18 protein-coding genes and 2 pseudogenes are annotated in these 18,897 nt (G+C 42.6%); 10 read left to right on the plus strand and 10 right to left on the minus strand.

The window, feature by feature from the left end:
* The 6 genes from PSE69_RS11970 (at nucleotide 1) to PSE69_RS11995 (ending at nucleotide 3,243) form a co-directional block, all read left to right on the plus strand.
* Nucleotides 1-156 (plus strand): hypothetical protein, encoded by a 156-nt coding sequence (locus PSE69_RS11970; protein WP_004917708.1) that lies wholly within the window; start codon nucleotides 1-3, stop codon nucleotides 154-156.
* A 123-nt stretch (nucleotides 157-279) separates the two neighbouring features.
* Nucleotides 280-792: a DUF3304 domain-containing protein gene (locus PSE69_RS11975; protein WP_014657746.1), complete on the plus strand. Its 513-nt coding sequence runs from the start codon at nucleotides 280-282 to the stop codon at nucleotides 790-792.
* Nucleotides 785-940, plus strand: coding sequence for a hypothetical protein (locus PSE69_RS11980; protein WP_014657747.1), 156 nt, complete (start codon nucleotides 785-787; stop codon nucleotides 938-940). The genes PSE69_RS11975 and PSE69_RS11980 overlap by 8 nt, the downstream gene beginning before the upstream one ends.
* Before the next feature lie 9 nt (nucleotides 941-949).
* Complete coding sequence (locus PSE69_RS11985; RefSeq protein WP_183124488.1) at nucleotides 950-1,315, plus strand: hypothetical protein; 366 nt, start codon at nucleotides 950-952, stop codon at nucleotides 1,313-1,315.
* 29 nt (nucleotides 1,316-1,344) lie between these two features.
* Nucleotides 1,345-2,724, plus strand: coding sequence for a DUF2235 domain-containing protein (locus PSE69_RS11990; protein WP_121874609.1), 1,380 nt, complete (start codon nucleotides 1,345-1,347; stop codon nucleotides 2,722-2,724).
* A gap of 33 nt (nucleotides 2,725-2,757) precedes the next feature.
* A complete protein-coding gene (locus PSE69_RS11995) occupies nucleotides 2,758-3,243 on the plus strand; it encodes a hypothetical protein (protein ID WP_004917717.1) in 486 nt (161 codons plus the stop codon).
* A gap of 250 nt (nucleotides 3,244-3,493) precedes the next feature.
* Here the strand turns inward: PSE69_RS11995 and PSE69_RS12000 are convergent.
* Both PSE69_RS12000 and PSE69_RS12005 read right to left on the minus strand, forming a co-directional pair.
* Nucleotides 3,494-4,129 (minus strand): annotated as a pseudogene (locus PSE69_RS12000) (IS3 family transposase); the annotation flags it as partial.
* A 122-nt stretch (nucleotides 4,130-4,251) separates the two neighbouring features.
* Nucleotides 4,252-4,467, minus strand: a pseudogene (locus PSE69_RS12005) (transposase domain-containing protein); the annotation flags it as partial.
* 218 nt (nucleotides 4,468-4,685) lie between these two features.
* On the opposite strand from PSE69_RS12005, the gene PSE69_RS12010 reads away from it, so the two are divergent.
* Nucleotides 4,686-5,501, plus strand: coding sequence for a sulfite exporter TauE/SafE family protein (locus PSE69_RS12010; protein WP_121874608.1), 816 nt, complete (start codon nucleotides 4,686-4,688; stop codon nucleotides 5,499-5,501).
* Nucleotides 5,502-5,650: 149 nt separating this feature from the next.
* On the plus strand, nucleotides 5,651-7,318 hold the full coding sequence (gene glnS / locus PSE69_RS12015; protein WP_014657755.1) for a glutamine--tRNA ligase: 1,668 nt from the start codon (nucleotides 5,651-5,653) through the stop codon (nucleotides 7,316-7,318).
* A 135-nt stretch (nucleotides 7,319-7,453) separates the two neighbouring features.
* Here glnS and PSE69_RS12020 read toward each other — a convergent pair whose 3' ends face one another.
* From PSE69_RS12020 to kdpF, 7 genes are all read right to left on the minus strand, one after another.
* Nucleotides 7,454-7,849 (minus strand): DUF5329 family protein, encoded by a 396-nt coding sequence (locus PSE69_RS12020; protein ID WP_223854703.1) that lies wholly within the window; start codon nucleotides 7,847-7,849, stop codon nucleotides 7,454-7,456.
* Nucleotides 7,850-7,933: 84 nt separating this feature from the next.
* The gene (gene kdpE / locus PSE69_RS12025; RefSeq protein WP_004917729.1) at nucleotides 7,934-8,617 is read right to left on the minus strand and encodes a two-component system response regulator KdpE; all 684 of its coding nucleotides are present in this window, start codon (nucleotides 8,615-8,617) and stop codon (nucleotides 7,934-7,936) included.
* Nucleotides 8,589-11,309 (minus strand): two-component system sensor histidine kinase KdpD, encoded by a 2,721-nt coding sequence (gene kdpD, locus PSE69_RS12030; protein WP_036943513.1) that lies wholly within the window; start codon nucleotides 11,307-11,309, stop codon nucleotides 8,589-8,591. Before kdpD ends, kdpE begins: the two co-directional genes overlap by 29 nt.
* An 8-nt stretch (nucleotides 11,310-11,317) precedes the next feature.
* Nucleotides 11,318-11,911: a potassium-transporting ATPase subunit KdpC gene (gene kdpC / locus PSE69_RS12035; RefSeq protein ID WP_014657757.1), complete on the minus strand. Its 594-nt coding sequence runs from the start codon at nucleotides 11,909-11,911 to the stop codon at nucleotides 11,318-11,320.
* Between the two features lie 10 nt (nucleotides 11,912-11,921).
* Complete coding sequence (gene kdpB / locus PSE69_RS12040) at nucleotides 11,922-13,985, minus strand: potassium-transporting ATPase subunit KdpB (protein ID WP_004917733.1); 2,064 nt, start codon at nucleotides 13,983-13,985, stop codon at nucleotides 11,922-11,924.
* A gap of 13 nt (nucleotides 13,986-13,998) precedes the next feature.
* Nucleotides 13,999-15,702, minus strand: coding sequence for a potassium-transporting ATPase subunit KdpA (gene kdpA, locus PSE69_RS12045; protein ID WP_004917735.1), 1,704 nt, complete (start codon nucleotides 15,700-15,702; stop codon nucleotides 13,999-14,001).
* A 1-nt stretch (nucleotide 15,703) separates the two neighbouring features.
* On the minus strand, nucleotides 15,704-15,793 hold the full coding sequence (kdpF, locus tag PSE69_RS19890; protein WP_071243399.1) for a K(+)-transporting ATPase subunit F: 90 nt from the start codon (nucleotides 15,791-15,793) through the stop codon (nucleotides 15,704-15,706).
* Between the two features lie 398 nt (nucleotides 15,794-16,191).
* On the opposite strand from kdpF, the gene PSE69_RS12050 reads away from it, so the two are divergent.
* Both PSE69_RS12050 and PSE69_RS12055 read left to right on the plus strand, forming a co-directional pair.
* Nucleotides 16,192-16,398, plus strand: a complete 207-nt coding sequence (locus tag PSE69_RS12050; RefSeq protein WP_014657758.1) for a YbfA family protein — start codon at nucleotides 16,192-16,194, stop codon at nucleotides 16,396-16,398.
* Between the two features lie 488 nt (nucleotides 16,399-16,886).
* A complete protein-coding gene (locus PSE69_RS12055) occupies nucleotides 16,887-17,630 on the plus strand; it encodes a type 2 GTP cyclohydrolase I (protein WP_004917742.1) in 744 nt (247 codons plus the stop codon).
* 67 nt (nucleotides 17,631-17,697) lie between these two features.
* On the opposite strand, the gene PSE69_RS12060 is transcribed toward PSE69_RS12055, so the two are convergent.
* Nucleotides 17,698-18,825: a multidrug effflux MFS transporter gene (locus PSE69_RS12060; protein ID WP_014657759.1), complete on the minus strand. Its 1,128-nt coding sequence runs from the start codon at nucleotides 18,823-18,825 to the stop codon at nucleotides 17,698-17,700.
* Nucleotides 18,826-18,897 lie beyond the last annotated feature (72 nt).

The following is an 18,897-nucleotide window of genomic DNA, read 5'->3' on the forward strand; positions in this document are numbered from 1 at the left end:
ATGCCTGTTTGGCTCAATACCATTCCGCCTGCTGCCGCAAAAGTGCCACGTCCCAATACGCGTCGCTGGTTAGTGGTGTTATTGATTATCTTGTTTATGGGGTTTGCGCTGACTTTATGGTTTTGGACAAAAGACAGAACGGGGTTTATTTTTTGATGGAGCTGGGCGAGTAAGGGTTTTCACTGAATGAAAAAGCAAATATTTATTATTTAGCTCAATATGAAATTATTGATTTAACTAACAAGCATATTGCAATAAAATTAAATATAGGAGAAAAACATGACATGGATTCAACAAAATCACGAAAGGCTACTGAGGTTCAAGTTGTATTTATTTGCATTTTTAATTGGGCTATCTGTTTTGTTTGCATCAAAGTCAAGTGCAAATGATGCATTAGATAATAAAGAGGTCGCTTTAGTTACTCATAATTGGCAAAACAGGCCCATTTCATGGTTTAGTTTAAATAACATTATGGGGGGGAATGCACCCGCTTATAAATACAATCCCTATGCCTATGGTTCAGGTGCAATGACATGCTGCGGAATAATAAAAGGAAAAATAGCTGTAATAAAGTGGCGATTAGGTGTCAAAGGTTCACAATATGACGCAGGAATGCGTTCTGAAAATTATCAAATTAAGGTACCATTACCTGAGCGTAAAGAAGGGGACGATACATTACATGTTCATTTTTTACCAGAAAATACAATTAAACTAGAATGGAATAATAAAAACTCATCTTCATATAACCCTTTTAGCTCAAGTAAAGAAATTGAGGGTACACATAATGAATAATGATAAACGAGCTAGTACTGATTCGATCATTGCAGCAACAAACAAAGCAAAGCAAGCACAAGAATGTAAATTGGGGAATTGTTCACGGACTTTACATATAGGCTTATTTTTTGATGGTGTTGGCCGGAACTTAGAAAAAGATAAATAAGATGAAAAATTGAGCAATATAGCAAAACTATATGCAATATATAAAAATAATGATTTCAATACAGAAACCGATACCTATAGTAGAATTTATATTTCCGGTCTAGGGACTCCTTATCAAGCTCTAGCGGGTAAAAAAGCCAGTCAAGTCGCATCGGAAATCTATAGTGATTTTAAAGATGAGGTATTGGATGAAATTATCAGTGCTGAGATTGATGCGTTTAAAGATATTGGCATTGATTCTTTATTTGGGGAAGGTGGTGTTAAAGATATTGAAGAATTATTGTCTCCCAAAGGTCAAATGAAATTGATGGGAGAGACTCTTATCGATTATACAGCCAAAATAAGCAAAAAAGGCATTGAGGAACACCTTTTTTAAGAGATAACGAGTTTATTGCTTATAATTTTGTGACTGGTGTTGAAACGCGGATTAATGATTTAAAAGAAGTCATTAAACAGGCTTACCAAGCAGCGAAAGAGACGGGAGACATTCCACTTCATCGCATATCAGTTTCTGTGTTTGGCTTTGATATGGGCGCGACACTAGCCCGATACTTTATCGGTGTGTTAGTTAACCAAATTTGCCAAAAAAATTATGATACCGGTCTCTATTTTTACGGGGGCGTTCACGGTGGTGCTTGGGTTGACATTCCTTTTGTGGGACTATTCGATTGCTCTTGTGACACGCCTGAAAGTGAGGATAACGGATTAGATTATGGATTAAATATACTAACACTTCCGGCAAAAAGTAATAAGGTAACGGAAGTTGCTATTGACTCATTAATTACTATGGTTGCAGGGCGTAAATATATTGACCATATGACACCGCTGCCTACAATAGTTAAAAAGTCTTTACATTTGGTAGCTGCCCATGAAAAACGCAAATGGCGTTGTCTCTATTTAACGGGCAGAAGTGGGGAACATCATCAGGAAGAGCTATTACCCGGTTGCAGTGAGGATATCGGCGGGGGATTAAGAAATAATGAACAAAAGCCCAATGAAGAACTCGCTAAAGTCGCCTTAAATAAAATGCATTTAGCCGCATTTCATGCTGGAGTTCCATTTCCTGAACTCGATGCATTGCGCGAAATGGATTTTGATACGTGGCTTTATTTCCAAGATGAACAAAAGGTGGAAGGAAAAAAGGCAACAGAGTGGGTAGATTATTATCAATCAGGCATTCCATTAAAAAAATTGACATTTACGGCCTTGAATGCTCACCTCGACAGTTATTTTGCGTGGTTAGGTCAGAAGCATTATGAATATAAAAATGAGCTACGAAAATTAGAGGAGCAAGAGAAAGCCGAATTATTATCCGCAGGTTCACATCAAGGTGGTTTTAATATTTCAGCTAAGTCTAGACAAGCTGCGTTCGGTGCTTCTGAAAAAATGGCGTTATTGAAGAAAGATTGGGGGTGGTTATCTGAAGTAGCAAAAATGGCATGGCAAGTCAAAACACGAAAGCTTAGCCCTGTTCCACCTGAAATTTTTGATAAAATATACTGGCCCGCTAAACGTCGGGCACAATACTATATCGACTGTGGCACGGCGGGATATGATAATATGCCATTTCCGATATCATATGTTCCTGTTTCAAATGAGCTCTATAGTTGGTTTGTCCACGATATACAGCGCGCAGAGGGAATAAATTATCACTATTTTTATATTCGTTTAATGGAACCACTCTCTGGGGATTTTCCGCCAGATGAACCTGAAGTAAATACACCTCCAGAGCCACCACTGTATGTTGGTAATGATTTTATATTCACTGGGTGGCCTAAATTTTAAAATTTCACACTCAATCAATATTATAAGGAAGTTATGACTGAAGGAAAAATAGGTACCGCATTTTTATATACTAAAAGAAAGTCACTTTCATTTTTTTGTTATTATATTTTAACTGCAATTTTATTGACATTATCAATTAAGGTGGTTAATTCTTTATTTGTAAGCGCTAATTATCGATACACTCATGAGGCCCTATCAAAAAGTATTGACTTGGATTTGGGGTTTTCTATTTCATTTGCCTATGGTTTGGTTATTCTGATCATTTATGGTCTCGCTTATTGTACTTTTTCATTACTGGAAATCCAGCGATTGCGCAGTATTGGCTATCGGTATCCTATCGCTATCTGTTTCATTATGTTCTTACTGAATAGAGTATCTAATTACTTTTATACACTAGTTGGATTAAATTGGATTTCGATTGTTATCGGTGTTATTTCATTCATTTATTTTATTGTATTGATTTTTCTTTCAGAAAAGGAAATGTATATAAACCAGAAAACCAATGTAACGAAGCCATAGTGTGAATAGTGTGAGTCTGAATCTAAAACCATTGAGGATTTTGGACTCACATAAAAACATTTAGAAGTATTCAAATTATTGTGAATTCTCAATTTTTGTAAATATCACAGTCAAATTTATTTCCTTTTAATGAATTAAGCGTATTCGCTACATTTGCCTGAATAAAATATTGTCCTGATATTCCGAGGTTACGCTTTACGCCAATTCCTTCTTGATAAATATATCCCAACCGCGAATAAGCTTGTGAAGTGACTTGCTTGGCATACGCAACAGGCGGCATATCGTTCAGTGAACTATGTGGGCGAACATGGTTGTAGTGTTCACGCCATAGCTCGATTTCGTATCTGGCTTCGTCTAAAGTTCTGAACCCATGAGGGTTCAGACATTTATTTCTGAATTCACCATTCAGGCTTTCCACAAAGGCGTTTTGCGTGGGGTTTTCTGGCTGGATAAAGCCCAATGTTATACCGGTTTCCTTGCTCCAAAAAAACATCGCTTTGCTGGTAAATTCGGTCCCATTATCGCAGGTAACCTTGTTGGGTTTGCTTCGTTCTTCCATCAATTGGTCCAAGGATCTGGCGACCTGCCTGCCACTGATGGCCACAGAGACTAATTGACCGACCATTTCCCGCGAATAATCATCCACGACATTCAGTACCCGAAAGCACCGACCATTGCTGAGTTGGTCTGAAACAAAGGCCATAGACCAACGTTAATTGGGAGCCGTTGGTACTTCCATGGGCTGCTTTGACTGGGTTAGCTTCTTGCGCTTCTTCGTCCTGACCTGCAAGCCTTCCTCGATGTAGAGGCGATATGTACGTTTACGGTTCTGGACTCGGCCTTCACCTCTGAGCAAACCATGCAGCATCAGATACCCATAGCGGGGATCTGGTATCCGCCATAATGTGCCATCGACAGCCATCAAAGTTAATCCGTTCCAGTGTGATAATGGCAGTTTATCAAGCCAGAGCTGGCTTGTTTTTTCAAATACTTTGCGAACGGCATCTTCCCCTAACCGTTGCCGAGCCTGAACAACGGCACTTGGTGCAACGTAAGGTCGGTTGCTCGGTAAAACAATATCGAGATGAAAAACGAGTTGAGCCATGAAAAGAGAACGAAAAAGAGACATTCGTCAATGAGTTCAGCGGAAAGGAGGTCAGAAAGGGCTGTAAATTCTTTTGGCGAGAAAGCCAGAACAGTCTCGAAAGCTTGGCTAAGTAACATAAAAAATCTGTAATCTTCGGATGATTACGTATTTTTGCAGAACTGTAGGATCATTCAATCTATTATTTAGTTCTTAACTGATCAACATTAAGGCGTAAGCCTCCCTTTTTTATTCCCTTAAATTTGGCGAAATTTCAAAACACATTGTCCGTTATGCGTAAGTTAATCACGGCTCTTCACAATAAGATAACAACGTTATCTTGAATGGAGATGTATTGGTGACTCTACTACTTTGTCTTTTTGGTTTTATTTCTGGGATCACGACGGCACTTTTTGGTTTCGGTGGGGGCTTTATTACGGTTCCTCTACTCTATGCACTCATTACCTTGGTGTGGGGGCCAGAGAGCGAAGCAAGTGCAGTTGCGATGCAAATTGCCGTCGCAACTTCAACCTGCGTGATGATTTTCTCTGCCTCACTATCAAGTAGGGCGCATTATCGGAAAGGTCATTTAAATTGGAACATTATTCGCCCGTTTATTATTCCTATCTCTTTAGGCGGTATTTTGGGGGCTTTTATTGCGCTCTCTGTTGATAGTGAATGGATCCGTTGGCTCTTTATTGGCTATCTTGTTATTACGATTTTAGATTGCCTGATAAGACCCGGGTTTATGAAAACACACACTGAGGGCATAACGCCTTCAGGCGGCGATGTTTTTGCTGATATACCTATTGGTTTAGTCATAGGGGCGGTTGCTGCATTTCTCGGTGTGGGGGGGAGTGTGATGACGGTGCCACTAATGCGACGTCGTGGGGCGACGATGATCCAAGCTGCTGCGTTTGCGAACCCACTAACATTACCGATGGCGATAACAGGAACGTTGACCTACTTTTATTTTGCGTTAACGGAACATGTTCAATTAGGTGCTGGCTTTATTGGGATGGTTTATATCAAGGGGGCATTAATTCTGATTGTGACATCATGGCTAGGAATTCGTTTTGCCAGTTTATTGATGCCATACTTGAGCGATAAGCGCCATGCTCAAAGTTATCCACTGCTCCTTCTTATTGTGTTAAGTGTTATGCTATTAACCTAATGTATTGCTTTAATATCATTGTTTCAGGTGCGAAATACAGGGCAATATGTGTTTAATCAATACATAGTTGATCAAACGGTTGTTTCTTGACAGATTATGGTAGAATATATTTTGCTATTACGCGCTTTTGGCATTGAGGAATGATGACAATGAATGAGGCAGAGACTCGCCCAACAAATTTTATCCGTCAGATCATTGATGAAGATCTGGCGAGCGGGAAACACACTTCGGTGCATACACGTTTCCCACCTGAACCGAATGGCTATTTACACATTGGTCATGCAAAATCAATTTGCCTGAATTTTGGTATAGCGCAGGATTATCAGGGTCAGTGTAACTTACGTTTTGACGACACCAACCCAGTCAAAGAAGATGTTGAATATGTCAACTCGATTCAAGAAGACGTTCAGTGGCTAGGTTTCCAATGGAGCGGTAAGGTTCACTACTCTTCTGATTATTTCGATATTCTATATCAATACGCTATTGAGCTTATCAACAAAGGCTTAGCGTATGTGGATGAACTGAGCCCAGAGCAAATTCGTGAATATCGTGGCACTCTAAAAGAGCCGGGTAAAAATAGCCCTTATCGTGACCGTAGTATTGAAGAGAACTTAGCGCTATTTGAAAAAATGCGTGCGGGTGGCTTTGAAGAAGGTAAAGCTTGCTTACGTGCAAAAATCGATATGGCATCACCTTTTATCGTTATGCGTGATCCCGTTTTGTATCGTATTAAATTTGCAGAGCACCACCAGTCAGGTAATAAATGGTGTATTTACCCAATGTATGACTTCACGCATTGTATTTCCGATGCATTAGAAGGCATTACACATTCACTGTGTACATTGGAATTCCAAGACAACCGCCGTTTATATGATTGGGTGCTTGATAACATCACGATTGACTGCCATCCACGTCAATATGAGTTTTCACGCTTAAACCTTGAATATACGGTCATGTCTAAGCGTAAGTTGAACCAATTAGTGACAGATAAATTAGTTGATGGTTGGGATGACCCGCGTATGCCGACAATTTCGGGTTTGCGTCGCCGTGGTTACACCGCTGCATCTATTCGCGAATTCTGTCAGCGTATTGGCGTGACTAAGCAAGACAATAACGTGGAAATGGCGTCGCTGGAATCATGTATTCGTGATGATCTTAACGAAAACGCGCCGCGTGCGATGGCGGTGATCGATCCTGTACGCCTAGTCATTGAAAATATGCCAGAAGGCGAAGAGATCTTGACCGCACCTAACCATCCAAATAAACCTGAGATGGGAACTCGTGAAGTGCCGTTTAGCAACGAGTTATATATTGATCGCGCAGATTTTCGCGAAGAGGCTAACCGTCAATACAAACGTTTAGTGTTAGGTAAAGAAGTTCGCCTACGTAATGCTTATATTATTAAAGCAGAGCGCGTGGAAAAAGATGCAGAAGGGAACATCACAACGATTTACTGCACCTATGATCCACAAACCCTAAATAAAGACCCTGCCGATGGTCGTAAGGTGAAAGGCGTTATTCATTGGGTTAGCGCAGCGCACGCACTACCTGCTGAAATTCGTTTATATGACCGTTTATTCACCGTACCAAACCCAGCGGCGGAAGAAGATTTCTTATCGGTCATTAACCCAGAATCATTGGTTATTCGACACGGGTTTGTTGAGCCGAGCTTGCGTGAAGCTGCAACAGATAAGCCATATCAGTTTGAACGAGAAGGCTATTTCTGTGCAGATAACCGTTTAAGCAGCGCAGATAAACTGGTGTTTAACCGTACGGTAGGCTTGCGCGATACTTGGGCGAAGATAGAGAAACAATAATTGCCCCCTTGTGTGTGTCGAGTCTATAGGGTTTTCCTATGGCTCGATGCACACGTTAGGTATAATAAAAAAGCTTCAGGGCTATATTCAGCCACTGAAGCTTTTTTTATGGGAGAATAGCCGATATCACCAAGACTAAGGCTTTTGGGTATCCACTTTTTCTTTTAGTAATTGATGTAAATATTGATTCGCGGAAGTGACTTTCCCTTCGCTGTCTTTGACCTGATACTCTTCACCTGTGATAGAGGATTTGGACGCGACGTTATCAATAAATTGTTCAGTGGTGCTCAAGCGTTTGTGTGTTTTGCTTAACTTTAAGCGTAGATGAGACTCCGCATCGGTTGCACTGTGCTCAGAGCCATTACGGGTAAAGGTTAAATTCTGCTGTTTACCTAGTTCGGTTAACAGTGCTTCTGTGCGCGTGCGTTCTTCAGGGCTTAGTGCCAGTGCTTGTGTGGCCACAAACAGACCTAATAATAAAACGAAGACAGTAGAAAAACGGCGGACTAGATAAGTCATGTTTGATTGCAAAATTTGCTCTCCTTAATTTGATATAAGGAAGATTATAGCGAGTCACTTTACAGCAGCTAGAGGAAATAATCTGAGAATAAGAGGTTATGGCATAAATCGGTAGCCAATCCCCGTTTCCGTTAATAAATGAATAGGGCGAGCGGGATCATTTTCCAGTTTTTGGCGTAAATGCCCCATATAAATACGTAAGTAATGATTATGTTCAACATAATTAGGCCCCCAAACTTGTAACAATAGGTGGCGTTGCGTTAGAACTTTGCCACTGTTTGCTACGAGTTCACTGAGCAAGCGAAACTCAATAGGGGTGAGATGTAACTCTTCATTTTGTTTGGTGACGAGACGATTGATAAAATCAATTGTGACATCACCAAATTGGAATATTGCGTTTTCTTGAGTGACTTTACCGAAGCGACGTAAAGCGACTCTGACCCTTGCAAGTAATTCGCTAACACCAAAAGGTTTAGTCAGGTAATCATCTGCTCCGGCATCTAATGCCGCGACTTTCTGTGACTCCTCTTCGCGAGCGGAGAGAACGATGATCGGGATACTACTCCATTGGCGCAGATCACGGATCAGATCTAAGCCATCACCATCCGGTAAGCCAAGATCCAGTATTAACAGATCAGGTTGGCGAGTTCCCGCTTCAATTAACCCCCGATGACGGTTTTCCGCCTCAAAAACTTTCCAGCCTTCCCCCTCCAAAGCTAATCGGACAAAGCGACGGATCTCTTTTTCATCTTCAATGATCAGTATTTGATGGGGATTCACAATAATTATCTAGCTCTTCAATATCTGGAAGTTGTTTAAAAGGTAGAACAAAGTGGAAGCTAGCTCCACCTTTTTTATTATTTTCGGCCCAAATGTTGCCATCATGCAATTGAATAATGGCTCGACAAATTGCTAACCCAAGGCCTACACCGGGAATAGCCGACTCTTTTTGGGCGCGAGAAAATTTATCGAAAATGATTTTTTCCTGCCCATCAGGGATAGCGTTGCTCGCATCCCAAACTTCAATATGTACTTGATTATCCTCTATTTGAGCACAAATTCCCATCGGGGTATCTTTATCACTGTATTTAGTCGCATTCTCCAGTAAGTTAATTAATACGCGCTCGATTAAATTGCCATCGCAATAGAGCAATAAGTTGGCAGGAATATCAATAGATAGAGGGTGGCTATGCAAGGTGTAATCAAGGGTTCTAACCGCACTGCCTGTGATCTCTTGCAGTGATTGCCACTCAAAATTAGGTTGAATACTGCCGGATTGCAGCCGTGCCATATCTAATAAATTGTTAACTAAACGTGAGGTGCTCAGTATCTGCTGGCGCATTTGATTCACTTGCTCAGTATAAGGAGAATTTTCAGCGCTCAGATTCAAGGTCAAAATTTCCGCCTGACCAAACAGCACCGTCAAGGGGGTTTTAAGATCATGAGATAATGCGGCTAATAACGAATTTCGTAACTGCTCACGCTCAATATCTAATTTTGCACTTTCCGCTTGCTTTGACAATTGCAAACGCGCTAAAGCGCTAGCAATCAGCCCTGTAAAAGTTTGCAACATGCGCTGCTGTTCAGGGATCAGCAACTGACGGAGATTGTTGGGTTCAATGGCGAGTACAGCCAGTGTTTGATCGGCGGTTGTAATGGGTTGTAATTGATAAGGTACACTTGGGAGGGTATCTGTCCCCGCACCAGCAGGTTGCCGCTTCTCGAAACTCCATTTAGCAATAGCCTGATCAATTTGCATAGGGCTATGACCTTCACATAACAAAGGGGAGAGCTGATTGTTTTCATCTGGTAACAATAAACAGGTTTTTGCTTGAAAGGCATTATTGATAAAGTGATAGCCAGTTTTACCAATATCTTGCTCTGTGAGTGCTCGGCTTAATTCTTTTGTCATTTCATATAGATGACGAGTTCGTTGCTCACGGTAGCGCGCGATCCTCGCTTGATATCGCATACCCGCAGTTAGATTCCCGACCACGACACCAACAATTAGCATGACGGTAAAGGTGACCAAGTACTGCATATCCATAATGGCGAGTGAAAAATGGGGTTGTACAAAAAAGAGGTCAAAGCTAATTACATTGATTAGCGCAGCAAAGATGGATGGGCGACGCCCATAAAAAAGCGCGACTAATACAACACCCAGTAAATACAGCGTAACAAGGTTGGCTTTATCGAGGGCCAGCAAAAAAGTACGTGAAAACAGGGTAATCACCGTACAGATAGCGATAGCCACTAAAAACCCATTAACATCACTCCGCCATTTTTCAGAAAAAGGCTTACGTTCAGGCTCCTTAACCCAATCATTTCTCTCCTCGAGTGCAACAATAACTAAATCAAGATCTGGGCCTAATGCGCCTAAACGTTCAGCAAAGTTTGTATGAGTACCAAAGTCTAGCCAGCGGCGACGCTTCGTGCGCCGACCTACCAATATTTTGCCTAGATTGTGTTCGCGCGCATAGCGTAAAACCGCTTTTTCTTCGTAAGGATCGGATAACGTTGCTGTCTCGGCTCCCAAGTCCTGAGCCAAGCGGAGCGCTTTAAGGATAGCCCTACGGTGCCCTTCAGGAAGGCGATGTAACTTTGGTGTTTCGACATAAATGGCGTGCCAAACAGAGCCTAGTTTTGCCGCTAACCTTGCTGCCGCTCGCACCAGTTTTTCGTTGCCATTATGGTGACCAATACATAACAGTAAACCATCTCGAGTATGCCAAACAGGAACGTGCCCTTTACCATCGCGAAACTCTCGCATTTGGTCATCGACTCGGTCGGCAGTACGGCGTAAAGCCAACTCTCTAAGGGCTATCAAATTACCTTTACGGAAAAAATGTTCGATCGCACGCTCGGCTTGTGCGGGGATATAGACCTTACCTTCTTTTAGGCGCTGGCGGAGATCGTCTGGGGGAAGGTCGACTAAAACGATTTCATCGGCGGCATCGAATATGTGATCGGGAACCGTTTCACGTACGTGGATCCCTGTAATGCTACCCACAATATCATTCAAACTTTCAATATGTTGCACATTGATAGTCGTTAAAACATCAATACCCGCATCAAGAAGCTCTTCAACGTCTTGCCACCGTTTCGGATGGCGGCTACCTGCTGGGTTACTAAATGCCAACTCATCCATCAAAATGATAGCAGGGTGCCTTGCAATAGCAGCATCAATATCAAAAGCACTCATACGACGGCCTCGATGGTTTAAGCGGCGCGGCGGTAACTGAGATAAACCATCAAGGAGCGCGGCGGTTTCTTCCCTTTCATGGGTTTCGACGACCCCCACTAAGACATCTAGGCCTTGCGCCCGCAGGCGCTGTGCCTCCTGTAGCATCGCATAAGTTTTTCCGACGCCTGCACAGGCGCCGAAAAATATTTTGAGTTTGCCACGACCACTTTCATTGGCTTTTGCCAGCAATTCATCTGGATTTGGACGTACAGGATCTTGATTGTCCATAACTAACCTCAGTAAGTAGGGAGATTGGCCTGCTGCTTAAACTCATCCAATGCCACGTTCAGTTGCAACACGTTCACAACGGGTTCCCCCATAAAGGCAAGGAGTGGCTTTTCTGTTTGTGCCGCTATCAATGATTCTACTGCTTTTAGTGGGATCTGTCTGTTCTTTGCGATACGCGGTGCTTGATAGAGTGCTGCCGCAACAGAAATTTGTGGATCTAAGCCACTGGCAGAGGCGGTGAGTAGATCGACAGGGATAGCTTGTCCCGCATCTGGATTTTGCATCCTCAACTGTTGACTACGCTGTGCGAAATCTTCGTTTAAAAGTGGGTTACTTATTGCAAGATTACTCCCACTTGAGGCTAACGCATTGTAAGGATAATCAGCAGTCGCTGAAGGTCGGCCGAAAAAATAGCGGTCAGATTGGTAATTTTGACCAATCAAAGTAGATCCAATAACACGCTCTTCTTGCTGGATGAGTGAACCTTGGGCTTGCCAAGGAAATAGAACATTCGCGAGCCCAGTAACCAATAGAGGATAAGCGACACCCGTTATAATCGCCAATAAAATTAATACCACAATGGATGAACGGATCGTGTTCATAATTGATTCCTTATAAACCAAAGAGGCTAATGACCATGTCAATAAGTTTGATGCCAACAAAAGGAACGATCAGACCGCCAAGGCCGTAAATACCAAGGTTGCGTTGTAATAACGATTGTGAGCTCATAGGGCGATAATTGACCCCTTTTAATGCCAATGGGATCAGAAACACAATGATCAAGGCATTAAAGATCACCGCCGATAATAATGCGGAAGCTGGTGAATGGAGCTGCATGACGTTGAGGGCATTAAGTTGTGGCCAAGTTACCGCAAAGGCGGCTGGAATAATGGCAAAATATTTGGCAATGTCGTTTGCAATACTAAATGTGGTGAGCGATCCCCGAGTCATCAACATCTGTTTGCCTATGTGCACCACTTCAATCAGTTTGGTTGGGTTTGAATCTAAATCCACCATGTTACCCGCTTCTTTCGCGGCCTGTGTACCAGAGTTCATGGCAACGGCGACATCGGCTTGGGCAAGGGCAGGGGCATCATTGGTGCCGTCGCCTGTCATGGCAACCAAACGGCCTTCCGATTGATATTGTCGAATTAATGCTAATTTGGCTTCTGGCGTCGCTTCTGCTAAGAAATCATCAACACCCGCTTCTGCAGCGATAGCGGCTGCCGTTAGGTGGTTATCCCCAGTGATCATTACCGTTTTGATCCCCATGCTACGCATTTGAGCAAAACGCTCTTTGATGCCACCTTTTACAATATCTTTTAAGGCGACGACACCAAGAACAGTTTGGTTATCTACGACGACCAATGGAGTTCCCCCTTGATGAGCAACTTGTTCGACTAACTTGTCTGCTTCGAGTGGGAATTTACCATGATTAGCTTCAACATAACGGCGAATGGCATCGGCTGAACCTTTGCGGATCATCCTGTCACCAACATTGACGCCGCTCATACGGGTCATTGCCGAAAAAGGAACAAAAGTGGCATTTAAGGCGTGAATATCTCTTTCACGTAAATTAAATTTTTGTTTCGCGAGTACTACAATGCTGCGACCTTCAGGTGTTTCATCGGCTAACGATGAGAGTTGAGCTGCGTCAGCTAATTGTTGTTCAGTGACACCTGATAACGGTAAAAAGGCAGAGGCTTGGCGATTACCTAATGTGATTGTGCCTGTTTTATCCAGTAATAGCACATCAACATCCCCAGCAGCTTCAACCGCACGTCCGCTGGTGGCGATGACATTCGCACCTAGCATGCGGCTCATCCCTGCAACACCAATAGAGGAGAGTAATCCACCAATGGTGGTTGGGATCAAACAAATTAATAGCGCAATCAGCACTAAAATAGAAACTGCATTGCCAGCACCTGCATATTCTGCTGCAAAGAGAGTAAAAGGATACAGGGTTGCGCAGGCGAGCAAGAAAATAATGGTAAGCGCGGTCAATAGAATAGTCAGTGCGATTTCATTAGGTGTTTTGCGACGTTGCGCTCCCTCAACCATTGAGATCATTCGGTCAAGAAAAGTTTCACCGGGATTAACGGTACACTCAACGATCAGCCAGTCTGACAATACACGGGTGCCCCCCGTCACTGAGGAGAAATCCCCACCAGATTCACGGATCACGGGTGCTGATTCCCCCGTAATTGCACTTTCATCGACGGAGGCACCGCCTTCAAGCACTTCACCGTCACAAGGGATGGTTTCACCCGCACGGATCAAAACGATATCACCTTTGCGTAGCTGGTCTGAATTGACGGTTTCTTGCGGGGCATCCAAGCTAGGGTTAGCAAGACGTACCGCACTGCTGAGTTTCTTAACCCCTTTGAGACTAGCCGCTTGTGCTTTGCTGCGCCCTTCTGCGAGCGCTTCAGCAAAATTAGCAAATAAGACAGTAAACCATAACCATAAGGTTATCATGCCACTAAACCAAGCATCCCCAGTACTATAATGGGTGAGCATCGCTAGCCATAACAGCGTGGTAATAAGACTACCGATATAGACCACAAACATGACGGGGTTTCGCCATTGAGCTTGCGGTGTACATTTTTTTATCGCATCAATAATCGATTGACGAACGAGTTTACGGTCAAAAAGCTGAGTTTTTTTACTGTTCATTTTATTTCCCTCATTATGCTGCTAACCCAATTTGCAAATGTTCTGCTATCGGACCCAGCGCAAGTGCGGGCACGAAAGTTAGAGCACCGATGAGTAAAATGGTTAAAATTAATAAGCCAATAAAAACAGGCCCATACGTCGGTAAACTGGCGGTACTTGCCATTTGAGGTTTTTTCATTGCTAATGAACCCGCGATAGCAAGAACAGGGAAGATGACACCAAAGCGGCCTAAGAACATGGTGATTGCCAGTGCAACATTGTAGAACGGTGTGTTTGCACTAAGCCCTGCAAAAGCACTTCCGTTGTTGTTGGCAGCAGAAGAGAAAGCGTATAGCACTTCACTAAAACCATGAGCACCAGGGTTAAAAATGGCAGCGCGGCCCACATCTGTCATTAAAGCGAGTGTAGTACCGCAAAGTACTAATGTCGGTGTAACTAAAATAGCAATAGCCACCATTTTCATTTCTCTCACTTCAATTTTTTTACCCAAATATTCGGGAGTACGGCCAATCATTAAACCGGCAATAAATACGGCAAGTAAAACAAAGAGCAACATGCCATACAGACCGGAGCCGACGCCCCCAAATACCACTTCACCAATCTGCATTAGCCACATTGGCACCATACCGCCTAACGCAGTAAAAGAGTCATGCATGGCATTGACGGCACCGCATGACGCTGCGGTAGTCACAACGGCGTATAATGCTGAGCCAAGGATCCCAAATCGGCTCTCTTTTCCTTCCATATTGATTGAGCTATTTGCCGCAAAATCAGCTAAAAAAGGGTTGCCAACATACTCGGCATAAATCACCGTTGTAGCCGCGATGACAAAAATAATCGCCATGACCCATAACAGGGCATTTCCTTGTTTGTTATCTCCCACGGAGCGACCAAAGGCAAAACATAAGGCTGTTGGGATCAAAAAGATCGCTAACATCTGTACGAAGTTAGTCAACGCCGTTGGATTCTCAAAGGGATGAGAAGAGTTTGCGGCGAAAAATCCGCCTCCATTTGTGCCCAAGAGTTTTATCGCTTCTTGAGATGCCACAGGCCCCATTGGAATGAGTTGAGCTGAACTATCTAGATTATTGCTTAAGACATAAGGCGAGAAATTCTGGATCACACCTTGGCTAACAAAAAAGAGCGCAAAAATAACTGCTAACGGTAAGAGTAAATAGAGCGTAATACGCGTGAGATCCACCCAAGCATTACCCAGCGTCTTACTGCTGTGGCGTGCAAAAGCACGGATCAGAGCGAACACGACTGCGATGCCTGTTGCTGCGGATAAGAAGTTTTGTACGGTTAATCCAGCCATTTGGCTCAGGTAACTTAAGCTGCTTTCACCACTGTAAGATTGCCAGTTGGTATTGGTTACAAAACTAATTGCAGTATTAAAAGCGAGATCCCAATTCATCCCTTGAAATTTTTGTGGGTTAAGAGGGAGGTTGCCTTGAAATAGCAGCAGAATAAAAAGTAACGCAAAGCCCAATGCGTTAAACAGCAAAATGGCGAATGCGTAACGTGACCAATTCATCTCTGCCATTTCTCGACCTGGCTGTTTTAGCCCACTGAAACGCCAAATGATCGTCTCAGTTTTGGCGATAAAGTGTGGCATATCGCCTTCTATTAATCGGGCAATAAATAGTCCGAGTGGTTTCGCGAGTACAAATAGCACCAGTAAAAAACTGGCAATAAGTAGTAATGCACTTGTGGCCATCTTAGAAATCCTCCGCGTTAAGCAGGGCATAAATGAGATAAACCAGCAGTAAAACAACGAAAACTGCCCCAATAATGGAAAGTAATGACACAGTCGTTTCTCCTTATTATTTCCATAGGAGTAGGGTAAGGATTACGTTGTAAAGAAGCTGATAAAAAGTCAGTTAGGGGTGTAAAAAAAGTATAAAAATCGGCAGTGTGACGCTTTGTTAATCGATGTTGTTAATTTATTGTGATCGTTTTGTTGTTTTTATTCATTTTGCTGTTAATTATTGTAATAAACCTACATTTTTTCTCAAAATTGACGATTTTTTTATCTTTTAAGTGGTCAGATCAGTAGTAAAATTACCAATAGAAGAGTATTATTAAGGCAGTTAATTTATCTTTCATACTATCTGTACGATTTTGGTCACTCTTGAATGGGTACTATGTGTAAGTTAGGGGCAAACTAAAATCGGCAAATAATGTGGCTACTGACAGGAGGATATCGATGTCCGCATATCACGAATATTCCCGGAATCAGGTGCTTTTACGCCGCACAGCAGCGTTAACCGCTGGCATACTTGCATTTCCGGTTATGGTTTTTCATCCACAACGCGCAAAGTTTTATAGCTACCTTTATAAAGTGTGGGCTAAAACAAGTGATAAGCCCGTTTGGCTTGAGCGCTCAGAAATGACCATGAATACTCATCGCTAATTGGCGATCCCGCTCCCCGCAACACTAGGTTGTGGGGGGAATATTAATTTCAAATGCTAGATTATTTAACCTGATCTATCTCCACCATTCCCTCTTTTTCTATGCCGATGAGGCGCTCATTAGCGCATAACTTTTCCTTTTTCATGGACCAAAGTATAATGCCGATTATGAAGCGACGGCGCGCCTTTAAATTTCAATTAAGACTCAATAGTCAGTAATGGCATGACATAGCGCACTTTGCAGGGCTTGTTGCTTTTTTCAACCACGCCTCCTTAGCGCTCCAAAATGAAAACCATGAGGCAGGAAAAACGATATCCTGTATACAAAAATGGCTTCATGGCTGATCCTCACGACCATTATGAATATAGTAGGGATCTTACCCTTTAGGGCGGGGAGGATGTCAAAAGCTAGACACTCTAGATAGCTTGTCACAAAACCAACCATTTTTGCTAGAACAGGCAAAACCGATGCAGTAAAAGGACAATATTATGCGTAACTTAGCGTTGGAAGAACTTATTAATAATGAGCTGAAAGTCAGCGAATTCCAAGACTATGCGCCGAACGGTTTACAAGTCGAAGGGCGTTCACATGTACAAAAAATTGTAACGGGAGTCACTGCCTGCCAAGCATTACTTGATAAAGCCGTTGAAATGAATGCGGATGCTGTCATTGTTCATCATGGTTACTTTTGGAAAAATGAACCCGTTGTGATCAAAGGGATGAAAAGAAAGCGTCTAAAAACGCTCCTCGAAAACGATATTAACTTATATGGCTATCATTTGCCTTTAGACGCACATCCTCACTTAGGAAATAATACCCAGTTGGCGCATATCATGGGGGTTAAAATTGATGGTCATATTGAGCCATTAATGCCATTTGGTTACTTTGATCAGCCGATTACGCCTGCTGAATTAACAGAACGACTGGAAACGCATCTTGGGCGTAAAGCACTCCATTGTGGTGATACGGGGAAACAAGAAATTCGCCAAATTGCATGGTGCACAGGGGGGGGACAAGGCTTTATTTTGCAAGCCGCGGAATTTGGTGTAGATGCTTTTGTAACAGGGGAAGTATCTGAGCAGACGATCCACATTGCAAGAGAAATGGGGATCCATTTTTACTCAGCGGGGCATCATGCGACTGAGCGTTATGGGATCAAAGCACTTACTCAGTGGCTGGTAGATAACCACGGGCTAGATGCGGTATTCATTGATATTGATAATCCTGCTTAAGTGTTATTTAAAATAAACATGTGCAGCCCAATCAATATTGGCGCTGCACATAGACAGTGAGTTGAATTTACTGTGTGCGATAGCGAAGGGATGATAGGCTGAGAATAATGCTGCCTATTACCAAAACCCCACCTAAATGTTGGCTCCAGCCTGCCACCATCAAACCTACCGCAAGTCCTATATAATAAAATAGCCCTAAAATGGCACCAGCAGTGCCTTTATTGTCGGAATAGCGGCTAAGTGCATGAGCTAGAATATTAGGGATTGCAATACCATAGCCAATGACGACCCCTATTACAGGCGCGATAAACCACACTGAATGCATTAGGATAAAAACTAGGCAACCACTTATTAGTGAAACAAAGCTTGATAGCTTAACTAATTTTTCTGGTGACCAATTTTTACCCAATAAATGGCGATTTAACGTCGAACCAATTCCTACACCTAACGCTAATAAGATCCCAGTTAGCCCAAATTGTTGTTGAGATAGCCCTAATTGTTCAAAATGAAAGGGCGCCAGTTGGTAATAACTGAATAAATTAATGTTGAAAAATGCTATCAATATCACATTTCTGACAATTTCTTTATCCCTAATCATGGTGAATAAAGTGGTTAAAAATGGGCTGTGTATCACATTTGCTGGTCGAGTTTCTGGAAGTCGATAACAAGACCACAACAATAACCCAATAGCTAAAACCGCTAAGCCAATAAAAACGGCTTGATAACCGCCACTACTGACTAATAATGAACCTGCTAACATACCCATTGCTGGGCTAATAGCTAGAGCGATCCCCATAATAGAGAATACTTTAGATAATTCATGGCCTTGATAACAATCACGCATGGCTGTTTGGGTGCCAATAGAGCCTACAGCTGCACCAAAAGCGGATAACATGCGCATAAGCAATAATAAATAAAAATGCGTTACAAATAAGGCTCCAATCGAGGCAACTCCATACAATAAAAGCCCTGCAAGTATTGTTGGACGGCGGCCTAGTGTGTCACACATTCTTCCCCAAAATACGACGCCGAATGCAAATGCAAAGAAATAGAGTGAAAGCGTCTGTGAAGCTTGTTCTGCATTAACATGGAAAGCGATAGCAATCCCCGTTAATGCTGGGCTGTATATGGTTTCAACGATTTGTGGAAACATCATTAAGGCAACAGCCAGCCATAATGAAAGAGGGCGTTTCATATTAATAATCCTATATCTGTCACTGATGGCGAGCAGTTTAGTTGTATTTTTACTGTCTTATTACAATAATAA

It is taken from the genome of Providencia sp. PROV122 (assembly GCF_028482365.1).
Taxonomy (GTDB): Bacteria; Pseudomonadota; Gammaproteobacteria; order Enterobacterales; family Enterobacteriaceae; genus Providencia; species Providencia stuartii.

What these genes read in the sequence shown, in the direction of transcription:
- glnS (WP_014657755.1), top strand. Translation starts at nt 5,651, where the DNA reads ATGAATGAGGCAGAGACTCGCCCAACAAATTTTATCCGTCAGATCATT.
- kdpC (WP_014657757.1), bottom strand. Translation starts at nt 11,911, where the DNA reads ATGAACACGATCCGTTCATCCATTGTGGTATTAATTTTATTGGCGATT.
- PSE69_RS12060 (WP_014657759.1), bottom strand. Translation starts at nt 18,825, where the DNA reads ATGAAACGCCCTCTTTCATTATGGCTGGCTGTTGCCTTAATGATGTTT.
- kdpA (WP_004917735.1), bottom strand. Translation starts at nt 15,702, where the DNA reads ATGGCCACAAGTGCATTACTACTTATTGCCAGTTTTTTACTGGTGCTA.
- PSE69_RS11995 (WP_004917717.1), top strand. Translation starts at nt 2,758, where the DNA reads ATGACTGAAGGAAAAATAGGTACCGCATTTTTATATACTAAAAGAAAG.
- kdpB (WP_004917733.1), bottom strand. Translation starts at nt 13,985, where the DNA reads ATGAACAGTAAAAAAACTCAGCTTTTTGACCGTAAACTCGTTCGTCAA.
- PSE69_RS11980 (WP_014657747.1), top strand. Translation starts at nt 785, where the DNA reads ATGAATAATGATAAACGAGCTAGTACTGATTCGATCATTGCAGCAACA.
- PSE69_RS12055 (WP_004917742.1), top strand. Translation starts at nt 16,887, where the DNA reads ATGCGTAACTTAGCGTTGGAAGAACTTATTAATAATGAGCTGAAAGTC.
- PSE69_RS11975 (WP_014657746.1), top strand. Translation starts at nt 280, where the DNA reads ATGACATGGATTCAACAAAATCACGAAAGGCTACTGAGGTTCAAGTTG.
- kdpD (WP_036943513.1), bottom strand. Translation starts at nt 11,309, where the DNA reads ATGGACAATCAAGATCCTGTACGTCCAAATCCAGATGAATTGCTGGCA.
- PSE69_RS12050 (WP_014657758.1), top strand. Translation starts at nt 16,192, where the DNA reads ATGTCCGCATATCACGAATATTCCCGGAATCAGGTGCTTTTACGCCGC.
- PSE69_RS11970 (WP_004917708.1), top strand. Translation starts at nt 1, where the DNA reads ATGCCTGTTTGGCTCAATACCATTCCGCCTGCTGCCGCAAAAGTGCCA.